The organism is Pseudomonas sp. GW821-FHT03A09, assembly GCF_059421065.1.
Window position 1 is genome coordinate 249,055 of record NZ_JBWKUX010000006.1, and the last position, 11,895, is coordinate 260,949.

9 protein-coding genes and 1 pseudogene are annotated in these 11,895 nt (G+C 61.1%); 2 read left to right on the top strand and 8 right to left on the bottom strand.

Features of this window, described 5'->3' with window-relative positions; all coding sequences use genetic code 11:
* Positions 1–114 precede the first annotated feature (114 nt).
* Genes AC07V4_RS13745 through ptsP form a run of 3 tightly spaced genes read right to left on the bottom strand, consistent with a single transcriptional unit; the run spans position 115 to position 5,618 of the window.
* Positions 115–1,827, bottom strand: coding sequence for a PTS fructose-like transporter subunit IIB (locus tag AC07V4_RS13745; RefSeq protein WP_492636808.1), 1,713 nt, complete (start codon positions 1,825–1,827; stop codon positions 115–117).
* Between the two features lie 11 nt (positions 1,828–1,838).
* Complete coding sequence (gene pfkB, locus AC07V4_RS13750; RefSeq protein WP_492636807.1) at positions 1,839–2,759, bottom strand: 1-phosphofructokinase; 921 nt, start codon at positions 2,757–2,759, stop codon at positions 1,839–1,841.
* Positions 2,760–5,618: a phosphoenolpyruvate--protein phosphotransferase gene (gene ptsP, locus AC07V4_RS13755; protein WP_492636806.1), complete on the bottom strand. Its 2,859-nt coding sequence runs from the start codon at positions 5,616–5,618 to the stop codon at positions 2,760–2,762.
* Positions 5,619–5,912: 294 nt separating this feature from the next.
* On the opposite strand from ptsP, the gene cra reads away from it, so the two are divergent.
* Both cra and AC07V4_RS13765 read left to right on the top strand, forming a co-directional pair.
* Positions 5,913–6,908: a catabolite repressor/activator gene (gene cra, locus AC07V4_RS13760; RefSeq protein ID WP_492636805.1), complete on the top strand. Its 996-nt coding sequence runs from the start codon at positions 5,913–5,915 to the stop codon at positions 6,906–6,908.
* Between the two features lie 2 nt (positions 6,909–6,910).
* Positions 6,911–7,705: a TatD family hydrolase gene (locus AC07V4_RS13765; RefSeq protein WP_492636804.1), complete on the top strand. Its 795-nt coding sequence runs from the start codon at positions 6,911–6,913 to the stop codon at positions 7,703–7,705.
* Here the strand turns inward: AC07V4_RS13765 and AC07V4_RS13770 are convergent.
* The 5 genes and pseudogenes from AC07V4_RS13770 to ampD form a co-directional block, all read right to left on the bottom strand.
* Positions 7,634–8,062 (bottom strand): hypothetical protein, encoded by a 429-nt coding sequence (locus tag AC07V4_RS13770; RefSeq protein WP_492636803.1) that lies wholly within the window; start codon positions 8,060–8,062, stop codon positions 7,634–7,636. The two genes, AC07V4_RS13765 and AC07V4_RS13770, sit on opposite strands and share 72 nt — an antisense overlap.
* A 126-nt stretch (positions 8,063–8,188) precedes the next feature.
* On the bottom strand, positions 8,189–9,118 hold the full coding sequence (locus AC07V4_RS13775) for a methyl-accepting chemotaxis protein (RefSeq protein ID WP_493075488.1): 930 nt from the start codon (positions 9,116–9,118) through the stop codon (positions 8,189–8,191).
* Positions 9,095–10,186: pseudogene (locus tag AC07V4_RS13780) on the bottom strand (methyl-accepting chemotaxis protein); the annotation flags it as partial. The pseudogene AC07V4_RS13780 and the gene AC07V4_RS13775, both read right to left, overlap by 24 nt.
* A 284-nt stretch (positions 10,187–10,470) precedes the next feature.
* A complete protein-coding gene (ampE, locus tag AC07V4_RS13785; protein ID WP_492636802.1) occupies positions 10,471–11,307 on the bottom strand; it encodes a regulatory signaling modulator protein AmpE in 837 nt (278 codons plus the stop codon).
* Positions 11,304–11,867, bottom strand: a complete 564-nt coding sequence (gene ampD, locus AC07V4_RS13790) for a 1,6-anhydro-N-acetylmuramyl-L-alanine amidase AmpD (RefSeq protein WP_431749836.1) — start codon at positions 11,865–11,867, stop codon at positions 11,304–11,306. Before ampD ends, ampE begins: the two co-directional genes overlap by 4 nt.
* Positions 11,868–11,895 lie beyond the last annotated feature (28 nt).

Genomic DNA, 11,895 nt, shown 5'->3' on the forward strand with positions numbered 1-11,895 from the left:
GCCCTCTTGAGTATCAAAAGAACAACTTAAGCACGCGCAGATGACACTAATCTTGCGATCAATGGAGTTCAAATGTGGGAGGGGGCAAGCCCCCTCCCACATTTTTGAACAGTGTCAGGCTTTGGCAGGTGCAACCGACAGTTCGACCGCTTCCGGGCGTTTGATCAGCGCATACACCAATCCGGTCAACACACTACCCGCGACAATCGCCAGCAAATACAACAACGCATGGTTCATCGCATTCGGGATGATCAACACAAACAACCCACCGTGAGGCGCAGCCAGCTTGCAGCCGAAATACATCGACAACGCACCGGTCAAGGCGCCCCCGGCGATGCTGGCCGGGATCACCCGCAGCGGGTCTTTGGCAGCAAACGGGATCGCCCCTTCAGAGATAAAGCACAGCCCCAGAATCATCGCGGCCTTGCCGGCTTCGCGCTCGGTCTGGGCGAACTTGCGGCGCGCCAGGAACGTGGCGATGCCCATGCCAATCGGCGGCACCATGCCGGCGGCCATGGTCGCCGCCATCGGTGCGCCACTCGAGGCCGCCAGCAAGCCGACGGAAAACGCATACGCCGCCTTGTTGATCGGCCCGCCCAGGTCGACACACATCATGCCGCCCAACAGAATGCCCAGCAGCACCGCGTTGGTGGTGCCCATGGTGCTGAGGAAGTCGGTGAGCCCAGTGAGCAGCCGCGCAACGGGCGGGCCGACCAGATAGATCATCACCAGGCCGGTGAACAGGCTCGCCAGCAACGGGATGATCAGAATCGGCTTGAGCGCCTCCAGGCTCTGCGGCAGCTTCACCGCACGGGTGATCAGTTTGACGCAGTAACCGGCGAGGAAACCGGCAAAAATCCCGCCAATAAAACCTGCCCCTAATGTGCCCGCCAGCAACCCACCGATCATGCCGGGCGCGATGCCCGGACGGTCGGCAATCGAGTAGGCAATGTAGCCCGCCAGTAGCGGCACCATCAGCATAAAGGCCTGGTCGCCGACGGTTTTGAGCGCCGCCGCCAAGGTGCCTTTTTCTTCGAAGGCATGGATACCGAACACGAACGACAAGGCGATCAGCAACCCGCCCGCCACCACCATCGGCAACATGAACGACACGCCGGTGAGCAGATGCTTGTACACACCGGTTTTTTCCTGCTTGGCCACCGCGCCACTGGCCACGTTTTCAATCGCACCCTCGGCCAACGCCTTGTTGAGGGTCGCTTCGGCTTGCTTGAGGGCGATGCCGGTGCCGCAACGGTAAATCTTCTTGCCGGCGAAACGCTCGGTGGCGACTTCGATATCCGCTGCGAGCAACACCACGTCGGCATTCGCGATGGCTTCCGGGCTCAGGGGCGTACGGGCGCCCACCGAACCTTGGGTCTCGACCTGCAAGTCATAGCCCAGGCGTTTCGCCGTTTGCTGCAAGGCTTCGGCGGCCATGAAGGTGTGGGCGACGCCCGTAGGGCATGCGGTAATCGCGACAATGCGCGGTGTGTGTTTAATCGTCTGTTGCGCCGTGGCATACACCTGGGACTCTTCGGCGCCCCGGCGCAACACGGCGTCGACATCCGCCAGCGCCTGGGCTGGCGTGCTCTGGAACACCCGTTTACCGACAAACCGCTGCATGTCCACGGGCGTGCTGCTGACCAACAGCACCCACTCGGCAGCCTCTATCGTCGCCTGGGACAACTGGCGCTCCGGGCGTGCGACGTCCACCACTTCGACGCTGGTGCTCCAGCCTTGGCGCTGCGCGGCGGCGTCCAACAAGCGGGCGCACAGCACACTGGTGACCATGCCGTTCGGGCAGGCAGTAACAATGGCTAACTTCATTACAAACCCTCTTATTGTTCTGTCAGCGTGCGCACATCGACGCCGCTTTCCAGACGCGCCAGTTGCGCGTCATCGCTGATGCCGAAACCAATCTGTGTTACCGCCATTGCGGCAATCGCCGTGGCACGGCGCAGGGTGTGCTCGGGTGTATCGCCACCGAGCAAACCGTGGAGCATTCCGGCCAGCAGCGAGTCACCCGCACCGACGGTGCTGGCCACGCTGACCTTAGGCGGCGTGGCATGCAGTGCCATGCCTGGCCGATACCAGGTCACGCCCGCAGCACCATCGGAAACCACCACATGCTCCACCCCCTGACGATGCAACCGGCTGATCGCGTCAGTGGCGTTGTCCAGGGCTTCAGCCAGTTCCTCAGTGTTGGGCTTGACCAGCCACGGGCCCGTCTGCAAACCGGCGCGCAGGGCGTCGCCGCTGGTGTCCAGGGCAACTTTCAAACCGAGGTGGTTCAGATGCACCAGCAGGTCTTGGAACCACTGCGCACTGACGCCACCGGGCAAGCTGCCAGCGACCACCACCGCATCGTGCCCCGGTGCGATCAGCGTGAGTTGATTGAGCAACGCCAGCTGCGCCTGCTCGCTGACCTGTGGTCCCGGCGCGTTGATGTCCGTGACCCGTCCGTCCTGTTCGGCAATCTTGATATTGCTGCGGGTTTCTCCCGGCACGCGGATAAACGCATCGGCAAAACCGCGCTGTGCAATCAACGCCTCGAAGGCTTGGGGATTATCTTCACCGAGAAAGCCGCCAACGGTGATTTGATGGCCCAGGTCGGCCAAGACCTGGGCAACATTCACGCCCTTGCCGGCGGCATGGGTCAGCAGGGTTTCGCTGCGGTTGACGGCCCCCGGTTCCAAGTGTGCGAGGCGCACCGTGAGGTCCAGCGCCGGGTTCAGCGTCAGGGTCAGAATCTTCGCCATTTACACAGCCTCCACAAGGGCACGCACGTCGGCGGGCGAGCCCAGTGCGAGTGCTTTTTGCGCCAGGCCCTGGGCCTCGCTCAGGCTGAATTCCCGCACCCGCGCCTTCACTTCAGGGATGCTGCGGGCCGACACGCTCAATTCGTCCACACCCAGGCCGATCAACACCGGCACTGCCAGCGGGTCGGCTGCCAACTCACCGCACACACCGACCCATTTGCCATGGGCATGGGCGGCGCGCACGGTGATGTCGATCAGTTGCAAGACGGCCGGGTGCAAGCCATCGGCCTGGGCCGATAGCGTCGGATGGCCACGGTCGATGGCCAGGGTGTACTGGGTCAGGTCATTGGTGCCGACGCTGAAGAAGTCCACTTCCTTGGCCAGTACTGGCGCCAGCAAGGCAGCGGACGGTACTTCGATCATGATCCCTAGCTGCAAATCCGCCACCGGGATTTCCAGGCGCAGGCGCTCGGTCATGTCGCGGGCCGCGCGCCACTCATCCACGCTGCCGACCATGGGGAACATGATGCGCAGCGGGCGGCTGTCTGCCGAGCGAAGCAACGCACGCAACTGGGCTTCCATGATCTGTGGGCGCTGCAACGTCAGGCGGATGCCGCGCACACCGAGGAAGGGGTTCTCCTCCTCGGCAATCGGCCAATACGGCAGCGGTTTGTCACCGCCGACATCGAGGGTGCGCACCACCAGCGGGCGACCGCCAAGGCCATCGAGCACACGGCGGTATTCGGCTTCCTGGGTGGCTTCGTCCGGCGCTTGGGGGTGCGCCATGAAAATAAGTTCGGTACGCAGCAGGCCAATACCTTCGGCGCCCTGCTCCACCGCGCTGGCGACACCGGCGCTTTCGCCGATGTTGGCGAACACTTCCACGGCGTGACCGTCGCGGGTCAGTGCCGGTTGATGGCGCTGGGCCGATGCGGCTTGCAGACGCTGTTCGCGGGTGTCGCGCTCGACAACGGCACGTTGCAAGGCGCTGGCGTCGGGATCGACATGCAGGCGGCCGCGCTGACCGTCGAGCAACAACGGCGTGCCCGAAGCCAGCAACAACACCGCTGAACCTGCGCCCACCAACGCGGGAATGCCCAGTGCTCGCGCCACAATGGCACTGTGGGCCGTGGCGCCACCACGGGCGGTGAGGATGCCCGCTACTCGGGCTGGATCAAGACGCGCCACATCCGAAGGCCCGACTTCGTCCATCACCAGAATGTAGGGCTCATTCGGTTCCTGGGCGGTCTCGACGCCGCACAGCTGCGCCAGCACACGACGGCCAATGTCACGCAGGTCGGCAGCACGCTCGGCGAGCAAGGCGTCCTGCAACGACTCTTGTTGCTTGGCGGCGGCTTCGATCACGCTCATCCAGGCCGCTTGCGCGCTTTCGCCTTGTTTGAGACGGGTGTCGACTTCGTCGGTCAGTTCCGGGTCGTCGAGCATTTCCTGGTGGGTGATGAAGATCTCGCGAATGGCCTTGGCCTGGCTGCGTTCGATCAAGCCTTGGATGTCACGTCGTACATCGGCCAGAGCCTGTTGCAGGCGCTGGCGCTCAACGGCGCAAGACTCACCGCGCAGTGGGTAATCGAACACTTGCTGGACCTGAATATGGGCCGGGCCGATGGCGATGCCCGGAGCAGCGGCGATGGCCTGGATCTGGCTGCCGGACAGCGGCACATTGATCAGTGGCTCGCTGTCGAGCATGGCAGGTTGGGCGCTCACGCTCGGCAGCGGCTCGACGTCTTCGCCGAGACCTTCCTCTACTGCCGCCAACAAAGCAGGCAAGGCGTCACCGGCAATCGTCGGCTCGGCGACAAACTCCAGCACCTGGCCGCGACGGGCGCCCAAACTCAACAATTTACTCAGGCTTTTCACCGACACCGCCCCCACCGGGCCGTCGATGATGCGCACGCGGATATCGCCGTCGAAGCTTTTTGCCAACTGCGCGAGGATCTTGGCCGGACGCGCGTGCAAACCATGGGCGTTGGCCAGGGTGATGCGTGCGCTCGGCCAATCAGGTGGCAATTCGCCGCCGAGGACTTCGAGCACCGCCCGGCTGCTCGTGGCGCGGCCCAACTCCTGGCCGCGACCTTCAATCAGCAACGCACACAGGCGCTCCAGCAAGGTCTGGTGTGCTTCGCCCAGGCTCGCCAGGCAGAACAGGCCGTTCAGCGGCTGGCCCAGGTAACGCATGGGTTTGTCCGGGGTAACGAACGCCAGGCCGGGACGCTTGACCGTCTGTTCGCTGTGCAACCACCACAGGCCATCGCCCAAGGGCAACGCGTCGACTTGCTGCAGCACAGCGGCGAAGCCATTGCTGACACAATCGGCCTGGCGCAACAGGCGTGCACCGCGCCAAACCAGCTCTTCGAAATCATCGGCGGACACCCCCAGGCTGATCATCTGCGCATCCAGCGCCAGTTCCTGCGGCGCGCCTTGCAGCAACTTCAGCAAGGCTTCGGCGGAGCCGGCGCGGCGCAGCGCCTGCCCCAGGTCGGTTTCACCGAGGGCACGGGTCAGCAGTTGCAGCAGACGCAAATGCTCATCGGATTTGGCGGCAATGCCGATGGCCAGGTAAACGATCTGGCCATCGCCCCAGTCCACCCCTTCGGGGAACTGCAACAGGCGTACGCCGGTGGAAAACACTTGGTCACGGGTTTCTGGGGTGCCGTGGGGAATGGCGATGCCTTGGCCGAGAAAGGTAGAGCCTTGGGCTTCACGGGCCTGCAAACCACTGAGGTAACCCTCGGCGACCAGGCCATCGGCCACCAGTTTGTCAGCGAGCAAATGCAAGGCGGCAGATTTATCCACAGCCACTTGGCCCATGGATATCTGCTCTACAGTGAGCTCCAGCATGCCGTTCTCCTAGTTAGTGCAAGGAATGCACTAGGTATTGTTTTGAATAAATCTGCGCAGTGGCGTTCAAAAATAACTGACTGAGCGGTCAATTGGCAGTAGCCACTTAGTCACGAACGTCGTAAAAATACGCCAGCTGAAACGTTTAATCTAGAATTTATGGCAGGTTACGCGTTAATTGCGCAAGCTTGAAGGGCCACTCGGCACTTGTGCTCAGACATTGGTCGTGTGCTGGAATCGGTTACGATTGGACAAAATGTCGGGGCAAGCTCCAAAAAACAAGGAAATCCCGGTTTGAAACTCAGTGATATCGCACGCCTGGCCGGTGTGTCCGTGACCACCGCCAGCTATGTCATCAATGGCAAGGCCGAACAGCAGCGCATCAGCAACGCCACCGTCGAGCGGGTGCGTGCCGTGGTCGAGGCCCATGGTTTTACTCCCAACCCCCAGGCAGCCGGGCTACGCAGCCGGCACACACGCACCCTGGGTTTCATCCTGCCGGACCTGGAAAACCCCAGTTACGCACGCATCGCCAAGCTGCTGGAGCAAGGCGCGCGGGCGCGGGGCTATCAACTGCTGATTGCCAGCTCCGACGATGAGGCCGACAGCGAACGCCAACTGCTGCAACTGTTCCGCGCACGGCGCTGCGATGCGCTGTTTGTCGCCAGTTGCCTGCCGGCCAGCGACGACAGTTACCGCGAGCTGCAAGCCAAAGGTCTGCCGGTGATCGCCATCGACCGGGTGATGGAGCCTGGGCAGTTCTGCTCGGTGGTCAGCGACGACCGCAAGGCCTGCCAACAACTGACCAGCAGTCTGCTACAACCGCTGCCCAAACAAATCGCGCTGATCGGCGCCCACCCCGAGTTGAGCATCAGCCAGGAGCGCGCCGCAGGCTTTCGTGAAGCACTCAAAGGCTTCAGCGGTGACGTGATCGTCGAACACGGTGAAGCGTTCAGCCGTGATTGTGGCCGGCAATTAATGGAACAACTCCTGCAGCGCCTGGGGCATTTGCCTGACGCGCTGGTGACCACTTCCTACGTGCTGCTGCAAGGTGTATTCGACGCACTGCATGACTTCCCACTCAAGTCCCGGCCATTGCGCCTGGGTACGTTCGGGGACACTCAGTTGCTGGATTTCCTGCCGTTGCCGGTCAATGCCATGGCCCAGCAACATCAATTGATCGCCGATACAGCCCTGCGCCTGGCCCTCGCGGCAATTGAAGAAGAGCAGTACCAGCCCGGCGTGCACGCCATCGGCCGTACATTCAAGCAGCGCATTCACGAGGCTTGAACGTGGAGCTGATCGACACCCACACCCACCTGGACTTCCCGGACTTCGATGATGATCGCCGAGCAGTCCTCGCCCACAGCCGCCAACTGGGCGTGCAACGTATGGTGGTGTTGGGGGTGTATCAGCAGAATTGGCAGCGGTTGTGGGATCTGGTGCAAACGGATGACGGCTTGTTCGCCGCCTTCGGCCTGCACCCGGTGTATCTCGATGAGCACCGCCCTGCCGATCTGACGGAGTTGGGTGACTGGCTGACTCGCCTGCACGGCCACCGACAACTGTGCGCGGTCGGCGAGATCGGCCTGGATTACTTCCTCGAACAGCTGGACCGCGAGCGCCAGCAACATCTGTTCGAAGCCCAATTGAAACTCGCGGTGGACTTCCAGCTACCGGCGCTGCTGCACGTACGTCGCAGTCACGCGGCGGTGATTGCCACGCTCAAGCGTATCCGTCTGCCACGGGGCGGCATCATCCATGCGTTTGCCGGTAGCGTTGAAGAGGCTCGCGAATACATCAAGCTTGGGTTCAAACTGGGCTTGGGCGGCGCAGCCACCTGGCCCCAGGCACTGCGCATGCACAAAGTGCTGGATCAACTGCCGCTTGAGGCGATCGTCCTGGAAACCGACTCACCGGATATGGCGCCCGCCATGTACCCCGGCCAGCGCAACAGCCCGCAACACCTGCCGGACATCTGCACCGCCCTGGCCGCACGCATGGGCATCGATGCATCACGACTGGCTGAGGCGAGCACACGCAACGCGTGCGAGCTGTTCAATTGGCAAAGAGCTGACAGCCTGTAGATTCAAGGTCATCTTTTGCCGGTGACGGGCGTAACGCACAATCAGGAAATGCACCAACACTGCCATCAGCGAAATGTTGAATTGCCCAATCACACTGAGCAGCCCCACCCACTCCGCCACAAGTGCCATCAGCAAGGTCGCACTGGTCAGAATGACCATGCCCGGACGAACCATCGCCCATTGGTCCAAGGCTCGGAATTGGCGTAACTGCTTATGGCAACACAGCTGCAGGCAGGAATGGCAATACCTGCAGCCAAATGGTTCATCGATGGCAATCGCATTCAGTTGCCAAGGCTTGAGCTCGAACGTCATATCACAGTGAGTGCAATGCCCTTTGATGCCGATGACAGCGGTCATGGCCGTACCTCCCCAAGACATTTACTAAGTGATACAAATTCTCGCCTATTTACTTCGTAATGAAAGGCTGACGGGGAAAACAGGAAAAGAACCACACCGCAAAAGTCTTATTCCTACACAAAAGCCTTACACGCGAAACGCACCGATCAATTGCTTCAACTCGACAACCTGCACCGACAACTGCCGGCTGGCCGCTTCGGTTTGCTGAGCCCCTTGTGCCGCATGCTCGCCCGCGCGATTGATGGCGACGATGTTCTGGTCGATATCATGGGCGACCGCGGTTTGCTGCTCCACGGCCGCAGCGATCTGCTGATTCTGGTCGACGATCATCCCTACGGCACCGAGGATGTTTTCCAGAGCCTTTTGGACTTTTTCCGACTGACCCACGGTGCCGCTCGCCATTTCATGGCTACTGCCCATGGCCTTCACGGCCGCCTCCACACCGCTGTGCAAGCGGCTGATCATCTGCTCGATTTCTTCGGTGGAATGCTGGGTACGTCGCGCCAGGGTGCGCACTTCATCAGCCACCACGGCAAAACCACGCCCCTGCTCGCCAGCACGCGCCGCTTCGATGGCGGCATTAAGTGCCAGCAAGTTGGTTTGCTCGGCAATGCTTTTGATCACGTCCAATACGCGGCTGATGGCCTGACTGTCGGAGGCCAATTGGTTGATCACCCGCACCGACTCATCGATCTCCGAAGCCAGGCGCACAATGCTGCCTTGTTGGGACTGCACCAAGCCACGGCCGCTGACGGTTTCATCATTAACGCTGTGGGCACTGCTGACGGCAGCCGCCGCGCTGCGCGCCACCTCCTGGGCGGTGGACGACATCTGGTTCATCGCTGTCGCGACCTGTTCGATCTGGCTGCGCTGGCCCGACACAGCCTGGTTACTCTGCGCTGAAACGGCCTCCACCTGACCGGCTTGCAGTTCCACCTGGCTGACCGTGTGCCCGACGCGCTCAATCAGGTCGTGAATTTTGGCCACGGTGCCGTTGAACACCTGGCCCAGATCCCCAAGCTCATCGCGACTGTGAGCGACGAAAGTCACGGTCATGTCGCCCGCCGCCACGGTGTCCATCATCGCCCCCAAGCGCCGCAAGGTCGTGCGGGTGGAGGCATAAAAACCTGCATACAAATAGAAGATCAGCAAGAACACCGCAGCCAGCGCCACCACGAGCATCACCATATGCATTCGGTTTTGCGCCAAGCGCTGCTCCAGCTGTTGCTCGAAAAACTTCAGAGTGGCGTCATCGAGTTGATAAGTCTTGGCCATCAGCTGGCTGACGTCGTCATAGAAACCCTGCCAAGGTGCGTCGAGAGTTTCAGCCATCACCACCCGCTCTTCGAACAACTCAGCCCCCTGTTTAAGGCTGGCCTGGCTGGCTTGGGCCAAGGCGTCGAGCGCGCCGTGTGCGGCCTTGCTGGCACCCAGCGCATCTTGCAGTTTCAAGGCATATTCGGCCTGGAGTTTTTCCAACTGCTGTTGCAGCTCATCAAAGCGCGTACTGGAAGAGGAATTAATAAACCCCTGGCCCAATGAGTAAGCGCCCATCGCGCGACCTTCCCCAAGTGCTTGGGTCACTTGCGGGGTGATGCCCGTGACCAGGTCACTGAGCTGGCGCAGGTCACTCTGCGAATCACGGCTCAAGCCGGATTGGCTGGCGATGATCTGGCTGAGCATCTGGGCCTTGTTGAGCAACTTGCCGATGAGCGCCGTTTTATTGAGCAGCGAGGTTTCCTGTTGCTGGGCCTTGAAGGCTGCGATCAGTTCGTCCCGCTTGCTTTCAAAGGCGGCAATTTGCTCAGGTTGAGCCGCCGTGGCGTTGAGGCTTTGCAAGCGGGCGAGCACGTTCTGCTCCAAGGCGCTGATTTTGCCCTCAAGGTCGCCCGCCTTGCCCGACTGGCCAAGGGTCGCGTTGATCTGCACCTGATTGTTGAGGGTTTCCAGCTCGCGCCGCAGCACGAGGCTGCTGCCGAGCAGGTCGAGGCTTCGCAGTTCGATACGGGTGCCCTGGAATTCATTCCAGGAGTCACGCACGAGGAAAGAGTTGGTCGCCAGCATCGGCAGTAGAAACAACACGCTGATCAGGCTGAATTTCATGCCGAAACTCAGGCGGTTCATCAGCGCAACGGCGGGATAGAGCAAGCTCTTCAAAGGTGGACTCCCTTTCTATTATTTTTATTGAGCGCAGGGCGACGGCAGATAGCCACTATTTGGCGCTCTGTCTGTATAGCTCAATTCGAAAGGGAGTTTTGTAACGTAAGGTTAACGGCTTCAGATCTATATCAAACCCAATGCGGGAGCGGGCTTGCTCGCGAAAGTGCAGTATCAGTCAACAAATTTGCCACTGAACCACCGTATTCGCGGGCAAGCCCGCTCCCGCACTGTTGAGCAGGCTCACTTAGTCAGGGCAACACGGTCCAGATCGCAAACCCGGCGTACCACAACACGGCGGCGCGCAGCAGCAGTTCCCACAGGCGATCCAGGCTGTTGATGCCATCGACGCCCACCACAGGCGCTGGGATTTCTGCGGCTACCAGGCCGACTTTTTCCACCAGCTGTGCAGCGCTGATATCCCAGCTCAACAGCTCGTGGAGCATCACCTTGCTGACCGCAACGAAGTTGCCCACCAGGGCGAAACTTGCCGCCAGCAGACGTACCGGCAACCAGTCAAACGCGTGCCGCAACTGCCCGGCGCGCTCCGCTACCAGCGGGTTCTGGCTATGCTCGTTGGCCAGCGCCAGCAAGCGATAGGCCAGCGCTGCCACCGGACCCAACAGGAAATACCAGAAAATCACCGCAAAAAAACTCTGATACGCCTGCCAGAGCAGATGCCCCTGAACCCGCTCCAACAATTGCTCGCCACTGTCGGCACCGATTTTCAGGTCACGTTCGGCCACGTGTTCGGCTGCTTGCAGGTCACCGCGACGCCAGGCATCACGGAAAGGCCCCAACTGCCCCAACAGATCACCACGCCCCAGGCTATAGATCACCACCAGCAAGTGCAGCGGCAATGCCAGCAAGCCATAGGCCACCGGTTCCAGCACCAGCAACAACAGCGCCAGCACCGCCACGGGCAGCAGCACCAGCAACGCCAGAATCAGCCAGGGTCGCTTGCCCATACGCGAGCTCGACTCCAGCTTGGCCAGCTCACGCAACCAGCCGCCATCACGCTGTAACCGTAGGCGCAAAGCCGAGAACTTTTCGATCCACACCGCCAGCACCAACACCAGGAAACTCATCGTGCGTGTCCTCCATCCTGCAGGGCGCTGCGAAAGCGCGTCCAATCAAAAGCGGGGCCGGGGTCGGTCTTGCGACCCGGTGCAATATCGCTGTGACCACAAATACGCCGATGCGTTATATCGGGGTAGGCTGCCAGCAACTGGCGTGTCAGATCGATCAGCGACACATACTGGGCATCGGTGAACGGCAGCTCGTCCGTTCCCTCCAGTTCGATCCCCAGGGAAAAATCATTGCAAACCTCGCGCCCCTCGAAACGGGAAACCCCAGCATGCCATGCCCGGTCGCGGCACGAGACAAATTGCGTCACCGTGCCGTCGCGCTCAATCAGAAAATGCGCAGACACACGTAAGGCGGCAATCCCTTCAAAGTAGGGATGCTCCGTGACATCCAGGCGATTCTGGAAAAACTCCTGCACCTTGCCGGTAGCGAACTGCGCCGGTGGCAAGCTGATGTTATGCACCACCAACAGCGAGATTTCACCAGCGGGGCGCTCGTTGAAGTTGGGCGAAGGGCAATGACGGATACCCTGGCACCAACCGCTGGCGGGGTCCAACTGCATACTGGCTCCTAGAATGAGACGAGGTGTT